Raw genomic sequence first — 17,655 nt, forward strand, 5'->3', positions numbered from 1 at the left:
CCGTCAGGCCACCGACCCGATGCGGCCCGCTACGGCCTCGGAACCGTCGTGATGGATCGGCGTATGCGCCCCGGTCAGCGAAACCCCGCTCCCGCCCCGCCGGTTGGCGACGATCTCCGAAGCGATGGACAACGCCGTCTCCTCGGGCGTACGGGCGCCCAGGTCCAGCCCGATCGGGGACCGCAGCCGCGTCAGCTCCAGCTCGGTGACGCCGACTTCACGCAGCCGCTCGTTCCGGTCCAGGTGGGTCCGGCGGGAGCCCATCGCGCCGACGTAGGCCACCGGCAGGCGCAGGGCCAGTTGGAGCAGGGGTACGTCGAACTTGGCGTCGTGGGTGAGGACGCACAGGACCGTGCGGGCGTCCACGTCCGTCCGTTCCAGGTACCGGTGCGGCCACTCGACGGCGATCTCGTCCGCCTCAGGGAAGCGGGTCCGGGTGGCGAAGACCGGGCGGGCGTCGCACACCGTCACGTGGTAGCCGAGGAACTTGCCCATGCGGACCAGCGCCGACGCGAAGTCGATCGCACCGAAGACGATCATGCGGGGCGGCGGGACCGACGACTCGACCAGGACCGTGATCGGCGCTCCGCAACGAGAGCCCTGCTCGCCGATCTCCAGGGTGCCGGTGCGGCCCGCGTCGAGGAAGGCGCGCGCCTCGGCCGCCACCGTGCGGTCCAGTTCGGGGTGGGCGCCGAAGCCGCCGTCGTACGAACCGTCCGGGCCGACGAGGAGGGCGCGGCCCAGCAGCTCCCCCGGGCCGGACACGATCCGCGCCACAGCCGCCGCCGTACCGCCCGCCGCTGCTGTCAACGCGGCCGCGACCACCGGACGGACGGGGTCGCCGACCCGTACCGGCGTTACCAAGATGTCGATGATGCCGCCGCAGGTCAGGCCGACGGCGAAGGCGTCGTCGTCGCTGTAGCCGAAGCGTTCGACGACCGCCTCGCCGTCTGCCAGGGCGTGTTGGCACAGCTCGTACACCGCGCCCTCCACGCAGCCGCCGGAGACCGAGCCGATCGCCGTGCCGTCGGCGTCCACCGCGAGGGCGGCACCGGGTTGGCGGGGCGCGCTGCCGCTCACAGCCACGACGGTGGCCACGGCGAAGTCGCGTCCCTGCTCGACCCACCAGTGCAGCTCTTCGGCGATGTCCAGCATCTCTCGGTCTCCTTAACAGTGACAACGCGGGCCTCCGCGCTCGCGTCCCCGGCAAGAGACTCCTGCTCCAGTGACTGCTGGGTCATGGTGCCGTCTCCCAAGGTTCATAGGGGATTGGGAAGGTGCACGACCCGGGGGACGGCCCGAGGCGAGTGGGGGTACTTGTGGGGTGCGTTGTCGGGTGCGGGCGGTGGGGCTTCTCGCGCAGTTCCCCGCGCCCCTGAAAAGCAGGGGCTGCGCCCCGTGCTTTTCGGCCCGCAGGGCCGGGTCTTTGTCCTTTCGGGGCGCGGGGACGACTACGCCGTGCCCGTCAGGTGTTCCGGACGCACCGGTGTCTTCGTGAGTTCCAAGCCCGTCGCGTTCCGGATTGCCGCCAGGACCGCCGGAGTTGATGACAGGGTCGGGGCCTCGCCGACGCCTCGGAGGCCGTAGGGGGCGTGGTCGTCGGCGAGTTCGAGGATGTCGACCGGGATGGTCGGGGTGTCGAGGATGGTGGGGATCAGGTAGTCCGTGAAGGACGGGTTCCGTACCTTGGCCGTCACGGGGTCGACGACGATCTCCTCCATGACCGCGATGCCCAGGCCCTGCGTCGTGCCGCCCTGGATCTGGCCGATGACCGACAGCGGGTTGAGCGCCTTGCCGACATCCTGCGCGCAGGCCAGCTCGATCACCTTCACCAGGCCCAGTTCCGTGTCGACCTCGACGACCGCCCGATGCGCGGCGAACGAGTACTGGACGTGTCCGAAGCCCTGCCCTGTACGGAGGTCGAAGGGCTCGGTCGGCCGGTGTCGCCACTCCGCCTCGACCTCGACGGACTCGTCGCCCAGGACGTCCACCAGGTCGGCCAGGACCTCGCCGGCGTCCGTCACGACCTTGCCGCCCTCCAGCAGCAGCTCGGCCGTCGCCCAAGCGGGGTGGTACGAACCGAACTTGCGGCGCCCGACCTCCAGGACCTTCTCGCGCACCAGCTCGCACGAGTTCTTGACGGCGCCACCGGTGACGTACGTCTGACGGGAGGCGGAGGTCGAACCCGCCGAGCCCACCTGGGTGTCGGCCGGCTGGATCGTCACCTGGGTGACGCCCAGCTCGGTGCGGGCGATCTGGGCGTGCACGGTGACGCCGCCCTGGCCCACTTCCGCCATCGCCGTGTGGACGGTGGCCACCGGCTCGCCGCCGACAACCTCCATACGTACCCGGGCAGTCGAGTAGTCGTCGAAGCCCTCGGAGAAGCCGACGTTCTTGATGCCGACCGCGTAGCCGATGCCTCGGACGACGCCCTCGCCGTGGGTGGTGTTGGAGAGGCCGCCCGGCAGCTGTCGTACGTCCGCCGCCTCGCCCGCCGCCAGCCACTGCTGCTCCGGGGGCAACGGCATCGCCTTGACGCGGCGCAGGAGTTCGGCGACCGGGGCCGGGGAGTCGACCGCCTGTCCGGTCGGCAGCAGTGTGCCCTGTTCCATCGCGTTGAGGCGGCGGAACTCGACCCGGTCCATGCCCACCGCGTCGGCGAGCTTGTCCATCTGGGCCTCGTAGGCGAAGCACGCCTGTACCGCGCCGAAGCCGCGCATCGCGCCGCAGGGAGGGTTGTTGGTGTAGAGGGCGATGCAGTCGATGTCGACGTCGTCGATGACGTACGGGCCGGCGCCCAGCGAGGCCGCGTTGCCGACGACCGCCGGGGAGGCGGAGGCGTACGCGCCGCCGTCCAGGACGATCCGGGCCTTGAGGTGGGTGAGCTTGCCGTCCTTCGTGGCGCCGTGCTCGTAGTGGAGCTTGGCGGGGTGGCGGTGGACGTGGCCGAAGAAGGACTCGAAACGGTTGTAGACGATCTTGACGGGTTTGCCGGTGCGAAGGGCCAGCAGGCATGAGTGGATCTGCATCGACAGGTCCTCGCGGCCTCCGAACGCGCCGCCGACACCCGACAGCGTCATCCGGACCTTGTCCTCGGGCAGGCCGAGCACGGGCGCGATCTGGCGCAGGTCGGAGTGCAGCCACTGCGTGGCGATGTAGAGGTCGACTCCGCCGTCCTCGGCGGGGACGGCGAGGCCCGACTCGGGGCCGAGGAAGGCCTGGTCCTGCATGCCGAAGGTGTACTCGCCCGTGACGATGAAGTCGGCGCGCTCGCGAGCCGCTTCGACATCGCCCCTGACGACGGGCTGGCGGTGGACGATGTTCGGGTGGTCGACGTGGCCGATGTGGTGGTCGGTGCGGTGGTCGTGGATGAGGATCGCGTCCGGCGCGGTCGCGGAGGCCTCGTCCGTGATGACCGGCAGTTCGCGGTACTCCACCTTGATCTTGGCGGCGGCGCGGCGCGCGGTCTCCGGGTGGTCGGCGGCGACGATGGCGACCGGTTCCCCGTGGTGGCGGACCTTGCCGTGGGCGAGGACCGGGGTGTCCTGGATCTCCAGGCCGTAGTTCTTCACGTCGGTCGGCAGGTCGTCGTACGTCATGACGGCGTAGACGCCGGGCAGTGCGAGGGCCTCGGCCGTGTCGATCGAGACGATCTCGGCGTGCGCGACCGGGGAGCGCAGGATCTGGCCCCAGAGCATGTCCTCGTGCCACATGTCCGACGAGTACGCGAACTCGCCGGTGACCTTGAGGATGCCGTCCGGGCGGAGCGTGGACTCGCCGATGCCGCCCTTGGTCTTCGAGCCCTGGGTGACCTTGGTGGGCGTCCCGAGGGGAGAACTCTTGCCGGGCATGTCAGACCGCCTCTTCCTGCCGGGCCGCCGCCAGCCGGACCGCGTCCATGATCTTCTCGTAGCCCGTGCAACGGCACAGGTTGCCCGACAGCGCCTCGCGGATGTCCGCGTCGGTCGGGTTGGGGTTCTGCTCCAGCATCTCGTCGGCGGCGACCAGCAGACCGGGCGTGCAGAAACCGCACTGGACGGCGCCGGCGTCGATGAACGCCTGCTGGATCGGGGCGAGTTCGGTGCCCTCGCCGGTCTGCGAGTCGGTACCGCCCTTGGGCTGCCACTGCTTGGCGGCGTCAAGTGACGTACCGCAGGCGCCCGTTCCGCAACTGCCGTGCTCCGCACGCTCGGTGCGCTGTCTGGCGTAGTCGGCGAGTCCCTCGACCGTGACGACTTCACGGCCCTCCGCCTGCCCGGCCGCGACGAGACACGAGCACACCGGTACGCCGTCGAGGCGGACGGTGCACGATCCGCACTCGCCCTGCTCGCAGGCGTTCTTGGAGCCCGGCAGGCCGAGCCGTTCCCGCAGGACGTACAGCAGGGACTCGCCCTCCCATACGTCGTCGGCTTCCTGCGGACGTCCGTTGACCGTCAGATTGACGCGCATTACGCGACTCCCTCCGTGCGGGCGGCGGTGCCGCGGTACGACTCCCAGGTCCACATCAGCGTCCGCCGGGCCATCACTCCGACCGCGTGGCGGCGATAACTGGCCGTGCCCCGGACGTCGTCGATCGGGTTGCAGGCGCCCGCGCACAGGTCGGCGAACTGCTTGGCGACCGACGGCGTGATGATCTTCCCGTTGTCCCAGAAGCCGCCCTCGTCGAGCGCCGCGTTCAGGAACTCCTCGGCGGCCTTGGCCCGGACGGGTGTGGGCGCCGCCGAGCCGATCCCCGTACGGACGGTCCGGGACTCCGGGTGCAGGGCCAGCCCGAAGGCACAGACCGCGATCACCATGGCGTTGCGCGTGCCGACCTTCGAGTACTGCTGGGGCCCGTCCGCCTTCTTGATACGGACGGCGCGGATCAGCTCGTCGGGGGCGAGCGCGTTGCGCTTCACGCCGGTGTAGAAGTCGTCGATCGGGATCAGCCGGGTCCCCCGTACGGACTCGGCCTCGACCTCCGCGCCCGCCGCGAGGAGCGCCGGGTGGGCGTCACCGGCCGGGGAGGCGGTGCCGAGGTTGCCGCCGACGCCGCCGCGGTTGCGGATCTGCGGGGAGGCGACCGTGTGCGAGGCGAGGGCCAGGCCCGGCAGCTCGTCACGCAGGTTCTCCATGATGCCGGTGTACGGGACCGAGGCGCCGAGCCGGACGCTGTCGCCGTCGGTCTCCCACTCGTAGAGATTTCCGATGCGGGTGAGGTCGAGCAGGTACTCGGGCCGGCGGTGGTCGAAGTTGATCTCGACCATCACGTCGGTGCCGCCCGCGATCGGCACAGCGGTGGGGTGCTCGGCCTTCGCGGCGAGCGCCTCCTCCCAGCTGGCGGGGCGAAGGAAGTCCATGACCGGCTCTTTTCCTCTTCGTCGCGTAGGTCGTGCCAATGGCTCGTTCATGTGCTGTTCACGGGGGATGCATTCAGTACACAGCGCTGTGCTCCGCCGGGGTCAGTCACGGAAACCATGAAGGAGTTGGCTGGCCAAGGCGATCGTCTTGTAGATTCGTATGAACAGGGGCCATCAGTAACCTCTCTGATTTTCCCCGGAAACAGTGAGCGCCGCGCAGGCGGAAAAGCGCGGCTCGCAAACAGAACGGCGGCGACGAGACATGCGGCTGCGCGCACTGCTGGACACCGACGCGCTGGGCCTCAGGCTGCTCGGCGGCGAGGACGAACTGGACCGCACGGTGCGCGGGGTGATGACCACCGACCTCAGGGACCCCAGCCGTTACCTCTCGGGCGGCGAACTGGTGCTCACGGGTCTGGCCTGGCGCCGGGAGCCGACGGACTCCGAGTCGTTCGTACGGCTCCTGGCGGGGGCCGGGGTCGCGGCCCTGGGCGCCGGTGAGGCGGAGCTGGGGAACGTCCCGGACGACCTGATCGCGGCCTGTGCCCGGCATCGGCTGCCGCTGTTCGCGGTGCACGAGTCGGTGGCGTTCGCGACGATCACCGAGCATGTCGTACGGCAGGTGTCCGGCGAGCGTGCCGGGGATCTGGCCGCGGTCGTGGACCGGCACCGCCGGATGATGATCTCGGGCCCGGCGGGCGGCGGCCCTGACGTGGTCCTGGACCTGCTCGGCTCGGACCTCGACCTGCGCGCCTGGGTCCTGTCCCCCGCCGGACGGCTCATCGCCGGTTCGAAGGTCTCGGGGCCGGCGCCGGCCCCCGACGTGTGCGCGGCACTGGCGGCCGGGCACCTGACGGCGGCCCGCACGGGGAGCCGACGTGGGCTCAGCCCCCACCGGGTGGCGGTGGGCGGCACGACGTACTCCCTGTTCCCCGTTCGCGGCAACGGTCGCAGCGCCGCGCAGGGCGGCTCACGGGACCTGCGCGAGACCGTGCTGTCCGACTGGCTGCTGGCCGTCGAGGCGGACGCCGGGGACTGGCCGGCGGAGCGGCTCGACCTGCTCCAGGGTGTCACCCAGCTGATCGCGGTCGAGCGCGACCGGCGGGACGCGGCACGCACGGTACGGCGGCGACTGGCGCAGGAGATCCTGGAGCTGGTGCAGTCGGGCGCCGCGCCCGCCGAGATCGCGGCCCGGCTGCGGGTCGCCGCACCGGTCCTGCTGCCGGGCCTCGGCGCGGCCCCGCACTGGCAGGTGGTCGTGGCCCGCGTGGACTGGGCCGGCGGCGAGATCGAGGGCGGCCCGGTGGCCCAGGCGTTGCTGGAGGAAATTCTCGTCGACCCGCATGCGACGGGACCGGAGCACTCCGACCGCATCGCCGTGGCCCATACGGGGGACGAGGCGATCGCCCTCGTACCGCTGCCGGCGGTGTCGTCGGAGCACGACGGTTCGGAGGCGGGAATTCTGGCCGAGGAGCTGCTCGCCGCCGTACGGGACCCGCTGTCGGCGGGTCTGGACGACGACGGGCGGCTCACGATCGGCGTCAGCGCGGCAGTGCACTCGGCGGAGGGGCTGCGCGGGGCGCTGGAGGAGGCGCGGCACGCCCGGCGGGTGGCCGCGGCGCGCCCCGGCCGGGTGTGCGCGGCGGGCCACCAGGAACTGGCCTCGCACGTCCTGCTGCTCCCGTTCGTCCCCGACGACGTCCGCCGCGCCTTCACGGCCCGGCTGCTCGATCCCCTGCGGGACTACGACCGGCGCCACCGGGCCGAGCTGATCCCGACGCTGGAGGCGTTCCTGGAGTGCGACGGATCGTGGACGCGGTGCGCGGCGCGGCTGCATCTGCATGTCAACACGCTGCGGTACCGGGTGGGGCGGATCGAGCAGTTGACGGGCCGTGACCTGTCCCGGCTGGAGGACAAGCTGGACTTCTTCCTGGCGTTGCGGATGAGTTGATCGCACGACGCCGGTCAGTGACGGGGGCGTAGGGCGCGCGGTCCTGCCGCACGCCGGATGGGACCGGCCGCACGGCAACCCGGGCGCGATCTCTTCCCCGACTTTGTGAATTCCTTCACCCACCCCCTTGGCCCAGTGCCAGGATTCGTGCTGAGATGCCGCCACCACTCAACAAGCTCGATGGCGTGCTCGGGGAGGGCAACGTGGCGTACACCGCCATGTCTGGTTCCGGAACGACTGCTGGTGACGATCCGCTCCAGACCGCGATATGGCGGCTGCGCTCACGCGCCTGCTGGGCGGATGCGGCGGCGCTGCTCGAACCCACCACGGCCGACGCCTCGCTCCAGCGGGCCTCGCTGCTGGTGGAGCGGTGCCTCTACACCGAACAGGGCTGGGCGGAGGCCGAGGACGCGCTCCGTACGGCGGAGGCGGTGGCCCAGAGCGACGAGGAGCGGGGTGCGGCCGCCTGTGAGCGCGGGCAGCTGGCGTACGCGGCGACGCTGCTCGGCGTACGGGACCGGGCCGACGAGGCGCGGGCCGCGCTGGGCCGGGCGGCGGCGCTGATCCCGCCGGGGGTGTCGGGGCGGGCGGTGCTGGACTTCCGGCGGGGGCTGCTGGCCGAGAACCTGGCGCGTTCTCCGCAGGCGGCGCGGGCCGCGTACCGGCGGGCCCACGCAGGTGCGACCGCGCACGCCGATCCACTGCTGCTCTCGTTCACGTGGCGTCATCTGGCCGGACTGGCCCTGCGGGACGGGGAGTTGGCGGAGGCGCGGCACGGGTTCAGCGAATCGCTGCGGATTCGTGAGGAGTTGGGGTATCTGGTGGGTACGGCGCCGGCGTTGGCGTCGCTCGCCGATGCGGAGTCCGAGCCGGAGGCTGCGAGGTTGCGGGCTGAGGCGGGGCGGTTGTTCCGGTTGCTTGGTGGGGTGCCGACGTGGTTGGCGCGGCAGTTGGCGCGGCCGGCTGCGTCTGCGTAGGTGCGCCAGCTGTGGGGGGTTGTTCGGTTGTGGGGCGGGTGCGGGTTCGTTGTGGCTTGTCGCGCAGTTCCCCGCGCCCCTACCGTCGAGTCAGTGGGCGCCTGTTACATGTTCCCGTGTCAGTGACTGGACCAGCTGTACGTCTTTTGCGATGAGGGCGTCCAGCAAGTTGGTGTGGTCCGCGGCGTCGGCCATCAGTGCTGCTCGGCCTGGTGTTGTCTTTGCGCCCATCAGGGGCCACTGGGCGCGGCGGTGGAGGTCGTCGGCGATCTGGACGAGCTGGGCGTTGCCGGCCAGGGACAGGACCCCGCGGTGGAAGGCGCGGTCGGTGTCCGCGTAGGTGGCCCGGCAGCCGGTGGACGCGGCGCGGACCGTCGCCTCGGCGAGGGGGCGGAGTTCCGTCCAGCGTTCGGCGGGCACCGTGCGGGCCAGGCGCAGCATCACGGGGAGTTCGATCAGGGCGCGGATCTCGGCCAGCTCGGCCAGCTCGCGGGCGCCGCGTTCCACGACGCGGAAGCCGCGGTTGGGGACGACCTCGACGGCGCCTTCGAGTGCGAGCTGCTGCATCGCCTCGCGGACGGGCGTCGCGGAGACCCCGAAGCGGTCGCCGAGCACGGGGGCCGAGTACACCTCCCCGGGTGCCAGCTCTCCCCCGACGAGCGCGGTGCGCAGCGCGTCGAGGATCTGGCCGCGCACGGAGGAACGCTGGACGACGGGGCGCGCCTGCTCGATGCGGGGCCGGGGCATCGGCTGCTCACTGTGCGTGTGCTCGCCGCGGGCGCCGTCGCCCGGGGCCGCGGCGCCGGCGTCCCTGTGGGCGGTCGGCCCGCTCGCCCCGGGACCCCATCCGCGGTCCACGTCCGCCGCTCTGGCCTGCGGCGGAACACGTACGGCGGCCGGGCCCTCGGCCTGGACCCTTGTCTCGGGCGAGCCGTGCGCGCCCTGTGGGCCGGCGTGCTGCACGGGGGCCTCCTCCGGGCTTGATGGCATCTTGATGGCCATTGAGGTCATTGCGGCGGGTTGTTACTCGCCCGTCAAGCACCATAGGCGCACATTCCGTCAGTTCAAATCCCGATTCGGGTCCAGGCTCGAATCGGCTGGGATCCGGCGTTAAATCCGGATCACATCACAGGCATGATGGGTAAGGTAAGCCTTACCTTTGAGCTATCGAATGATCTATCGAGATGCGGTGGTCCCGACATGTCCGCTCCCGCACAGGCCCGGTCCGCCGTCGCGGACGCGTACGACCGGCTCGCCGAGGCCTACCCGGACGCGGCCGTCACCGAACTGGGACCCGGCGAGCCGCATCCGAGCGGTGACGGATGGGTCTCCGTGGCCGGACTCGCGGCCGGCGAGGGCGAGCTCGACTCCTTCCTCGCCTGGGACGACGAGCAGGTGCTGCGGGACTACGGCCGGCGGGGCCGGCCGGACGTCGTCGCCAGTTTCGGGCTGCACCGCTACGCCTGGACCGCCTGCCTGCTGATCACCGTTCCGTGGCTCCTGGACCGCCGGGTGCCCCGGCTGCCCGTCGAGAACGTCTCCTACCACCGCACCCGGGGGCGCTTCGGCGTCAGGACCGGCGCCTTCGCCTGTCTGCCCGGCGACCCGGCGGCGGAACTGCCCGGTGCTCGGGTCGTCGGCGACGAGGAGGCGCTGCGCGGGGAGGTGCGGGCGGCCCTCACCGAGCATCTGGAGCCGGTGCTCGGCGGTTTCGGGCCACGGATGCGGCGGCGCGGCCGGGCCCTGTGGGGTGTGGTGACCGACGACGTCGTGGAGGGCCTGCACTACATAGGACAGACCGTCGGCGAAGGGGACCGCGCACAGCGGGAGTTGGAGCTGCTGCTGCCGGGTTCGACGCGGCCGTTCGTCGGATCGGCGGGCTTCCGGGAGGCGACCGCGCCGGACGGCTCGACGCTGCCCACCCGCGACCGGGCCAGTTGCTGCTTCTTCTACACGATCCGCCCGGACGAGTTGTGCGACAACTGCCCGCGCACCTGCGCGAGCGACCGGGACGCCAAGCTCGTGGCCGCCGCCGCGAGTTGAGGAACCCTCAGCAGTGCCCCCGGCGGCACCCCTCCCCCACGGCCCGGCATGACGTGCCGTAGGATCCCCGCCGTAAGATCATGTTCGACTGAGTCTCGCCATGGTTACGGGCACTTCACAAGTTCCTCACTTGTCGCAGGAACTTTCCGTGGAACCACCCGTACGGGTAGTCTTATTCGAACTCAACTCCCGCCCCTCAAGCGGCAGTTCGAGCAGAATGTCGCCCTGAGTATCCCCTTGCACCTCCTTAGGCGGCCTCTTGCCCCGAAACCCCCTGAGGGCTGAGGGGATTGGGCCACTATGGCGGGCGTTACGCCCTATCCCAATGCAAGGGACCCCAGATGAGACTGACCGACATATCGCTTAACTGGCTGCTTCCGGGCGCCGTACTGCTCCTGGGCGTGCTGGCGGCGGTTGCGGTGCTCGCGCGCGGCAAGCGCACCTCCGGGGGGAAAGCGAGCCAGGACGACTCGTGGGAACGCACCGAAGAGCGCCGCAGGCGCAAGGAAGCCATTTTCGCCACCGCGTCCTACGTACTCCTCTTCTGCTGTGCGGCGGTCGCCGCGGCGCTTTCCTTCCACGGCCTGGTCGGCTTCGGCGAGCAGAACCTGAACCTCACCGACGGCTGGCAGTACCTCGTCCCGTTCGGTCTGGACGGAGCGGCGATGTTCTGCTCCGTACTCGCGGTGCGCGAGGCCAGTCACGGTGACGCGGCGCTCGGCTCCCGGATACTCGTGTGGATGTTCGCGGCCGCTGCCGCCTGGTTCAACTGGGTGCACGCGCCCCGGGGTCTCGACAACGCGGGCGCCCCGCAGTTCTTCGCCGGCATGTCCCTGTCCGCCGCGGTGCTCTTCGACCGCGCGCTGAAGCAGACCCGCCGGGCCGCCCTGCGCGAGCAGGGCCTGGTACCGCGCCCGCTGCCGCAGATCCGTATGGTCCGCTGGGCGCGGGCGCCCCGTGAGACGTACAGGGCCTGGTCGCTGATGCTCCTCGAAGGCGTGCGCAGCCTGGACGAGGCGGTCGACGAGGTCCGTGAGGACCGGCGCCAGAAGGAGCAGGCGCGTATGCGCAGGCGTGAGCAGGAGCGAGCCGAGCGCGCGCACCTCAAGGCGATCAGCCGGGGCCACCGCGGCCCGTTCGGCGGCGGTGGCGGCGGTGGCCGTCAGCAGGTCGAGGTGGAGCGGGCGCCCGCCCAGGTCACCTCGGAGCCCGCCATATCCTCCGCGGAGCAGCTGCCTCTGCGCGCCCGTCCCTCCCTCCAGCCCGTTCGTGGCAGCAGCAGTGACTCGATCACGGTCGATCTCACGGCGGAGGACGACACGATGGCCCTGCCCCGCCTCGACTCCCTGGAGCGCAAGCTCCGGGACCTTGAGCAGCAGTACGGTTAAGACCGGCTGAGCACAACCGGTATGGGGGCGCGGCCTGTTCTTCAGGCCGCGCCCCCATCCAGTTCGAACCACACCGCCTTGCCCACCCCGTGCGCCCGCACCCCCCACGCGTCGGCGAGGGACTCCACCAGAACCAGACCTCTGCCGTGCGTACCGTCGTCGGCGTTCGGTACGCGCAGTCGTGGCCTGCGTCCTACGAAGTCCCTCACCTCCACCCGTAATCCACGCGGCGAGACGGTGGCCGTCAGCACCGCGTCGTGGTCGGTGTGGACCAGCGCGTTGGTGACGAGTTCACTGGTGAGCAGTTCCGCTATCTCCGAGCGGCCGGGTTTCCCCCAGTGCCGCAGCAGCTCGCGCAGCGCCCTGCGTGCCTCGGGCACCTCCCGCAGATCCGAACAGCCCAGTCTGCGCCTCAACTGCGACGCCTCCCCCCGGTCAGAAGCATTGCCGTCGCCGTACTCGCCGCTACCGATATCGATGTCGTTGTCGGTCGATTCCTCCGCCGCTTCCGCCGGGAAGACCCCGATGGTTACGGGACCGCCCCCTCGCACCTGCCTCTTCATGACCCCCGCCCGGACGTCGGTGTACTGTCCCCTCCTGATCGAACACGTTCACGGGATCCATGCCCCCGACCGGAACACGGCAGTCATGTCGAATCATCAACGACCTGATGTACAGGGATGGTTGGACCGTCACTGGCCGGATCAGGACCTCGGGCGCGCCCACCGGGCGCGGCTGGAGGGGCGCTTGGAGCGGACGCTGCAACAGTTCACGCGCCCCGTCCAGTCGGGGACGGGGCGCGTGACCGTGGTGGATCGGCCGAACTGCCCGGTGCGGGCTGCCGATCCGGCCGTAGGCTACTTCGCGTCGTTGCCCTTCCCTCCGACGCCCTTCGTGCCGATGTGGACGATCCTGTGGTCGCGGGTCATGTCGACGACCAGCTCGGTGGTGCTCCGGTCGCCCCAGGTCAGTGTGACGCCGACCTCCGTGCGGTCCGCGGTGCCGTTGTCGGTGACCGCCCAGCGGACGGGGACGTTCTGGGCGCGCAGGACGCCGTCCGCGTGGTTCTTCTCCTCCCAGACGGCCAGCTTCTTCAGGTAGTCGGGGTGCACGTAGTACGTGCGGAGTTCCGCCGCCGGCCTGCCGCCGTCGCCGGGGCCGCTCCGGGCGTCGATGTAGGCGCCGTAGAAGTCGGCGATCCGGGTCACGGAGTCGGACGGGCTGCCGACGACCGTCCGGGGCGCCGTGACGGCGGCCGGGGTCGCCTCGGCCGAGGCGGTCAGCCCCAGCGGAAGCGCGGTGACGGCGGCGATTCCGAGGCCGAGCAGACCGAGGTGGAAGCGGCGGTTCATGTCGGTGTTCTCCCCGTGGAGGTGCGGAAGTTCAGCTGATCGGCGGAACGGGCCAGTGGCTCGGTACGGCCGGTCAGTAGAGCTTCTTGACCGCCGTGGTCGTCGTCTTCTTGAAGGCCGGCACCGGGGCGTCCCCGAAGTCGCCCATCTGACCCCAGCCCACGACCGTGACGGCGCGGCCGTCCCGGCCGACCGACAGGAGATTGATGTCGGTGGCACCGTACGAGGTCTCGGTGTGCAGGCCGTAGACGTGCGCGCCCTCCTCGACCGGGAGCGTGCCGTAGTCCTTGAACTCGGCCTCGACCTCGGGGTCGGACTGCTCGATCCGCGTCGGGCAGGAGCGGATCTCCTTGTTGAGCCGCGTGGCGAGGGCCTTGGCCTTGGCGTCGCTGCCGACGACGAACGTCAGCTGGCGGGCGCCGGTGTCCAGGTCGGTGCGGAACTCCCGGTAGCGGGAGTCGTAGCCCGGCAGCGCCGCGTCGAGGCAGAACCTGAGCTCCTCCGGTACGCCGTCCTTGACCTTGTCCGCCGTCCAGGCGGAGCTGGGGTGCGGCGGCAGTTCGGCGGCCGACAGGAACTTGGGCGGGGCCGGGGTGCTCGTCTTCCCCGTGGCGCCGGCGGGGGCCGCGAAGGCGAGTGCGGCCGCGGCGAGCGCGGTGAGCGTGACGGTCATGGTGGCGCGGACAGTGCGAGTGGACATGGCTGTTCCCCGTATCGGTTGCGTGAGTGGTTGCTTGCTTGTCGGAGGTCGCCGCGCCGGGTGGTCGGTCCGGCGGCGGTCGGTGCGACACCCAGAGCATCGGCCGCCACTCGGGGTATCCGCAACCGACGACACGCGATCCGCGAGGGTGGAACCATCCCATCCCCTCTGACGTGCAGGTATATGGAGTGCCTGGGACACCGTCCCGGGACGCGGACGACCACGGGAACCACGAGAACACGGGGGCAGGGTGTCGACGTACGACGATGTGGAGGAGTTCGCGGCGCTGCTGACGCGTCTGAAGGGGCGCACGGACCGCAGTTACGGCTCGCTGGCCCGGCGCCTGGGCATGAACACCTCCACCCTGCACCGCTACTGCTCCGGCGACACCGTCCCGCTGGACTTCGCCCCGGTGGAACGGTTCGCCGCGCTCTGCGGGGCGTCGCCGGAGGAGCGTGTCGAACTGCACCGCCGATGGATCCTGGCGGTGGCGGCACGGCAGCGGACGCGCACGTCCGCCGAACCGGTTGCCTCCGCCGCAGCGGATGCGTCGTCGGTAGCGGGTGCGTCCGCCTCAGCCGATACGTCCGATGCGCAGGGCGCCCCCGCAGCGGTCGCCGCTCCGGACACCGCCGACGACGACGGCCCGTGGAGGGCGTCCGAGGAGCGGAGCGGGCCTGTCCCCGCGCTCCGCCCCTGGTACCGCCGACGGCGGATCACGGTCACCGCGGCCGTGGCAGGCGTGCTCCTCACGACCCTGGGCAGCCTGTCGGCCCTCTCCGCCGACCGGACCCCGTCCAAGGCCTCCCCGGTCCCGTCCCCCTCCCCGACCCCAGCCGCCCCCGCGCCGATCACCTGGACCGCGAACTCCCAGGCCTGGGCGCTCGGTTGCGGCCACGACTACGTCATCGCCAAGTCACCGAAGGAGGTCCCTCCGCCGCCGGCCCCGCAGGACGCCGGCCCCTGGGCGGCCACCCAGAACGCGGTGCACGGCGGCGACACCAACGTCGAGATCTCGGTGCAGGGGAAGACCTCGACGGCCGTGGTCCTGGAGGCGCTCCGCGTCCGGGTGGTCGGGCGGACCGACCCCGCCCCGGGCACCGCGTACTCCATGGACCAGGGCTGCGGCGGCATGATCACCCCCAGGTACATCGCCGTCGACCTCGACAAGGACCGGCCGATCGCCCGCTCCGTCGCCGGCAGCGAGCTGGACAAGCCGATCCCGGCGGTGCGCTTCCCCTACCGCGTCTCCGACCAGGACCCCGAGGTACTCCTGGTCACCGCCCGCACCGAGAGCTGCGACTGCCGCTGGTACCTGGAACTCGACTGGTCCTCCCAGGGCCGCACCGGCACGGTCCGGATCGACGACGAAGGACGCCCGTTCCGGACGAGCGGCATCAAGGGAATGCCCCGCTACTGGTACTCGGCGCGCGAGTGGTCCCCGCGCGCCGACTGAGGCAACTCCCCGACCCGTCAGTCTGGTTGTACCGGTTCACGCCTCCCAGACGGCGGCGGCCGTACGGTCGTCGGCGTATCCCTTGACCCGCACCTGGGTGTCCGCGAGGAACGCGGCGAGGCCGGGCGGAGTATCACCGGACCAGCGTCCCGTGAGGTACTCGCACAGCTCGGGCTCACCGCGCAACGGCTCGGCGAGGCCGCCGGTGCACAGCAGGAGTGTGTCCCCCGGGCGGGCGACGGAGGCGCGGAAACGGAACGGTTCGCGGGGCGGCTCGGGGGTGGTCTCGTACGGACTGGGGGGTGTCGTGATCCCGAGGTCCATGGTGAGCCGGTCCCCGTCCGGGGTCTCGTGGGGCAGCGAGCCGAACCCGACGACGGGTTCACCGGCGGGGAGCTCGGTGACCCGCGGCTCGATGTCCTGCCACTCGCCGTTCCGGAGCCGGAACAGTCCGCCCGCGCCGACGCCGAAGAAGACCCGCGTACGGCAGTCCGGATCGGCGGGGAGCAGCAGGCAGCGCAGGCCCGCGGTGTACTCCTCGGGCTCGATGCCCTGCTCGGCGGCGCTCGCGCGGAGCTTGCCGAGGCTGCGGTCGGTGAGCCGGTGCAGCCCCGACTTGAGGTCGCCGCGCCGGGCGGCGCGGATGTCCTCGGCGAGCCGTACGTGACTGCGCCCCACGGCCCGCCCGATCCACTGGCACGCCTCGGCGGCGGCCCGGTGCGCGCCGGGCGTGGCACGGGCGCCGGTCGCCATGGCGATAAGGACAAGTGCCTGGTCGCCCGATCCGAAGCGGGCGGTGAGGAGCGAGTCGCGGCGGGGCTCACCGCGGAAGCGCGCGGAGTCCCCGCGCAGGGACACGGCCCTGAGCGTGGCGGCGCCGTAGTGCGCCCCGTCGAGCACGGTGTCCGCGACGAGGTCCCCCAGGTCGTCGGGGTCGGCGGGCGGGAGGGCGGTGGGTTCGGGGGCGTAGGTGGGGGGACCGGAGCCGACGTGGTCGACGGTCGTGGGAGGCCCGTCGACGGTGCTGGAGAAGGGCTCGGACGCTGTCGGTGTCTCGGGCGGGAGTGCGGGGAGGTCCCGGCGGGTCGGGGTCCGTAGGGAGGGGAAGTCGGCCGGGGAACTGTCCTGGGTGGACTCGGCGGGGGCCGCGTCGCGCGGGGCACCGGTCATCGGGGTGGCCCGGACGGAACGGGCCGGGGAACCCCAGCCCCGGCGCCCGTCCTGTCCGGCGGAAGGGAGGTCCGGCGGCGCCGGGGAACTCTCCGAAGCGGATCCAGGGCCCGCCGTGGGCGGCTCCGCCGGGGAACTGTCCTCGGCGGAATCGGCGGAGGCCGCGTCGCGCGGGGCACCGGTCATCGGGGTGGCCCGGACGGAACGGGCCGGGGAACCCCAGCCCCGGCGCCCGTCCTGTCCGGCGGAAGGGAGGTCCGGCGGCGCCGGGGAGCCCTCCGCGGCGGATCCGGGGCCCGTCGTGGGTGGCTCCGCCGGGAAACGGGCGACGTCGGCCGGCGGCGGGGGCGTACGGTCCCGGAAGCCCGGGGGCTTGGGGCCGGGCGGGAAGGTCGCCGGGCCCCCGGGCAGGGCGGGCGGCGGCTCCCACGGGGCGCGGGGCCGTCCGGGTCCGCTGGTGCGCGGCGCGTCCCATGGTGCGTGGGCGGCAACGCCCCGCTGCGGCGGCAGCGAACGTGGCGGCGTCACGGGCGGCGGAGGCCGCAGCATCCCCTCCCGCTCCACGGAGGCGTCCGCGGGCGCGGAGGCTCCGCCGTCGGAACCGGCGGAACCGTCAGAACCGCCGGACACGGTCTCGCGCCCGAACACCGGCTGTGCCCCTCCCCCGTACGCGGAAGCCGTCTCCTGGACGTCTCCGGCCTTACCGGGAATCGCGTCGGCCTCCGAAACGCCGACCGTGTCCGCCGCCGAGGCGAACCGGTCGTCCAGGGAGTCGCCCGCGGCTGTGGGCCCGGTGTCCTCGGTGGAGTCGTCGTACAACTGCCCCCACCAGTCGTCCTCGTGACCGGTGGACCTCTCCCCCTGTTGGCTCATGGCCCCAATTGTCCACCGCACGGGCCGGATGAAAACGGGGCATCCGGAAAATCCGGCGGCTCGTTCCGCCAATAACGGCGTGTCAGACGGCGTGTCGGCCGACACAACGAACAGTCGTACGAAACAAGTCGCCGGGCGGCCCCACCCCCCACGGGAGAACCGCCCGGCGACGCCGGGGTGACCTGAACCCACGGGCCCTCGCGGGCCCCATGGATGGCGGGTCCGCTCCGAGTCGAGTGTGACCGGTCTTCCTGGGGTTCCGCTGTGGTTCGCGGTGGCGACACCTTGGCAGAGGGACACGTGGTATGGCGATGATGTACCGAGGCGGGTTTGCGTCGTGGCCGGTTCCCGCCATGAACTGCCCACGCAGCAAAGGACTTTGCGGCCGTGGAGAACTTCGGAGAGG

14 protein-coding genes are annotated in these 17,655 nt (G+C 71.7%); 5 read left to right on the forward strand and 9 right to left on the reverse strand.

The annotated features are described in order from the left end of the window. Positions 1–3: 3 nt before the first annotated feature. The 4 genes from ACH4TV_RS23425 to ACH4TV_RS23440 form a co-directional block, all read right to left on the reverse strand. Positions 4–1,155, reverse strand: a complete 1,152-nt coding sequence (locus ACH4TV_RS23425; protein WP_398401094.1) for an XdhC family protein — start codon at positions 1,153–1,155, stop codon at positions 4–6. Between the two features lie 296 nt (positions 1,156–1,451). Next, the gene (locus ACH4TV_RS23430; RefSeq protein WP_398401096.1) at positions 1,452–3,851 is read right to left on the reverse strand and encodes a xanthine dehydrogenase family protein molybdopterin-binding subunit; all 2,400 of its coding nucleotides are present in this window, start codon (positions 3,849–3,851) and stop codon (positions 1,452–1,454) included. A gap of 1 nt (position 3,852) precedes the next feature. Then, the gene (locus tag ACH4TV_RS23435; RefSeq protein WP_398401098.1) at positions 3,853–4,449 is read right to left on the reverse strand and encodes a (2Fe-2S)-binding protein; all 597 of its coding nucleotides are present in this window, start codon (positions 4,447–4,449) and stop codon (positions 3,853–3,855) included. Then, positions 4,449–5,339 carry an FAD binding domain-containing protein gene (locus tag ACH4TV_RS23440; RefSeq protein WP_398401100.1) on the reverse strand — a complete coding sequence of 297 codons (891 nt, stop codon included), beginning with the start codon at positions 5,337–5,339 and terminating at the stop codon, positions 4,449–4,451. Before ACH4TV_RS23440 ends, ACH4TV_RS23435 begins: the two co-directional genes overlap by 1 nt. A gap of 262 nt (positions 5,340–5,601) precedes the next feature. Between ACH4TV_RS23440 and ACH4TV_RS23445 the strand changes: the two genes are divergently transcribed. Continuing rightward, complete coding sequence (locus ACH4TV_RS23445; RefSeq protein WP_398401102.1) at positions 5,602–7,290, forward strand: PucR family transcriptional regulator; 1,689 nt, start codon at positions 5,602–5,604, stop codon at positions 7,288–7,290. Positions 7,291–7,493: 203 nt separating this feature from the next. Further along, positions 7,494–8,267: a hypothetical protein gene (locus ACH4TV_RS23450; protein WP_398401614.1), complete on the forward strand. Its 774-nt coding sequence runs from the start codon at positions 7,494–7,496 to the stop codon at positions 8,265–8,267. Between the two features lie 90 nt (positions 8,268–8,357). Here the strand turns inward: ACH4TV_RS23450 and ACH4TV_RS23455 are convergent, their stop codons facing one another. Continuing rightward, positions 8,358–9,230, reverse strand: a complete 873-nt coding sequence (locus ACH4TV_RS23455) for a GntR family transcriptional regulator (RefSeq protein ID WP_398401104.1) — start codon at positions 9,228–9,230, stop codon at positions 8,358–8,360. A gap of 237 nt (positions 9,231–9,467) precedes the next feature. Between ACH4TV_RS23455 and ACH4TV_RS23460 the strand changes: the two genes are divergently transcribed. Together ACH4TV_RS23460 and ACH4TV_RS23465 are read left to right on the forward strand one after the other, a co-directional pair. Continuing rightward, entirely contained in the window at positions 9,468–10,310 is an 843-nt protein-coding gene (locus ACH4TV_RS23460; RefSeq protein WP_398401106.1) for a (2Fe-2S)-binding protein, read from the forward strand. A 341-nt stretch (positions 10,311–10,651) separates the two neighbouring features. Next, entirely contained in the window at positions 10,652–11,698 is a 1,047-nt protein-coding gene (locus ACH4TV_RS23465) for a DUF2637 domain-containing protein (protein ID WP_398401108.1), read from the forward strand. 41 nt (positions 11,699–11,739) lie between these two features. On the opposite strand, the gene ACH4TV_RS23470 is transcribed toward ACH4TV_RS23465, so the two are convergent. The 3 genes from ACH4TV_RS23470 to ACH4TV_RS23480 form a co-directional block, all read right to left on the reverse strand. Further along, positions 11,740–12,261, reverse strand: a complete 522-nt coding sequence (locus ACH4TV_RS23470) for an ATP-binding protein (RefSeq protein ID WP_398401110.1) — start codon at positions 12,259–12,261, stop codon at positions 11,740–11,742. A gap of 294 nt (positions 12,262–12,555) precedes the next feature. After that, on the reverse strand, positions 12,556–13,050 hold the full coding sequence (locus ACH4TV_RS23475; protein WP_398401112.1) for a hypothetical protein: 495 nt from the start codon (positions 13,048–13,050) through the stop codon (positions 12,556–12,558). 73 nt (positions 13,051–13,123) lie between these two features. Further along, entirely contained in the window at positions 13,124–13,750 is a 627-nt protein-coding gene (locus tag ACH4TV_RS23480) for a hypothetical protein (RefSeq protein WP_398401114.1), read from the reverse strand. 250 nt (positions 13,751–14,000) lie between these two features. Between ACH4TV_RS23480 and ACH4TV_RS23485 the strand changes: the two genes are divergently transcribed. Then, positions 14,001–15,206, forward strand: coding sequence for a helix-turn-helix domain-containing protein (locus ACH4TV_RS23485; RefSeq protein ID WP_398401116.1), 1,206 nt, complete (start codon positions 14,001–14,003; stop codon positions 15,204–15,206). 36 nt (positions 15,207–15,242) lie between these two features. Here the strand turns inward: ACH4TV_RS23485 and ACH4TV_RS23490 are convergent, their stop codons facing one another. Continuing rightward, positions 15,243–17,249: a protein phosphatase 2C domain-containing protein gene (locus ACH4TV_RS23490; protein WP_398401118.1), complete on the reverse strand. Its 2,007-nt coding sequence runs from the start codon at positions 17,247–17,249 to the stop codon at positions 15,243–15,245. Between the last annotated feature and the right edge of the window lie 406 nt (positions 17,250–17,655).

Source organism: Streptomyces sp. NPDC020898, from assembly GCF_044333925.1.
Lineage (GTDB): Bacteria > Actinomycetota > Actinomycetes > Streptomycetales > Streptomycetaceae > Streptomyces.

What these genes read in the sequence shown, in the direction of transcription:
- ACH4TV_RS23440 (WP_398401100.1), bottom strand. Translation starts at nt 5,339, where the DNA reads ATGGACTTCCTTCGCCCCGCCAGCTGGGAGGAGGCGCTCGCCGCGAAG.
- ACH4TV_RS23460 (WP_398401106.1), top strand. Translation starts at nt 9,468, where the DNA reads ATGTCCGCTCCCGCACAGGCCCGGTCCGCCGTCGCGGACGCGTACGAC.
- ACH4TV_RS23435 (WP_398401098.1), bottom strand. Translation starts at nt 4,449, where the DNA reads ATGCGCGTCAATCTGACGGTCAACGGACGTCCGCAGGAAGCCGACGAC.
- ACH4TV_RS23430 (WP_398401096.1), bottom strand. Translation starts at nt 3,851, where the DNA reads ATGCCCGGCAAGAGTTCTCCCCTCGGGACGCCCACCAAGGTCACCCAG.
- ACH4TV_RS23425 (WP_398401094.1), bottom strand. Translation starts at nt 1,155, where the DNA reads ATGCTGGACATCGCCGAAGAGCTGCACTGGTGGGTCGAGCAGGGACGC.
- ACH4TV_RS23470 (WP_398401110.1), bottom strand. Translation starts at nt 12,261, where the DNA reads ATGAAGAGGCAGGTGCGAGGGGGCGGTCCCGTAACCATCGGGGTCTTC.
- ACH4TV_RS23480 (WP_398401114.1), bottom strand. Translation starts at nt 13,750, where the DNA reads ATGTCCACTCGCACTGTCCGCGCCACCATGACCGTCACGCTCACCGCG.
- ACH4TV_RS23475 (WP_398401112.1), bottom strand. Translation starts at nt 13,050, where the DNA reads ATGAACCGCCGCTTCCACCTCGGTCTGCTCGGCCTCGGAATCGCCGCC.
- ACH4TV_RS23445 (WP_398401102.1), top strand. Translation starts at nt 5,602, where the DNA reads ATGCGGCTGCGCGCACTGCTGGACACCGACGCGCTGGGCCTCAGGCTG.
- ACH4TV_RS23465 (WP_398401108.1), top strand. Translation starts at nt 10,652, where the DNA reads ATGAGACTGACCGACATATCGCTTAACTGGCTGCTTCCGGGCGCCGTA.
- ACH4TV_RS23490 (WP_398401118.1), bottom strand. Translation starts at nt 17,249, where the DNA reads ATGAGCCAACAGGGGGAGAGGTCCACCGGTCACGAGGACGACTGGTGG.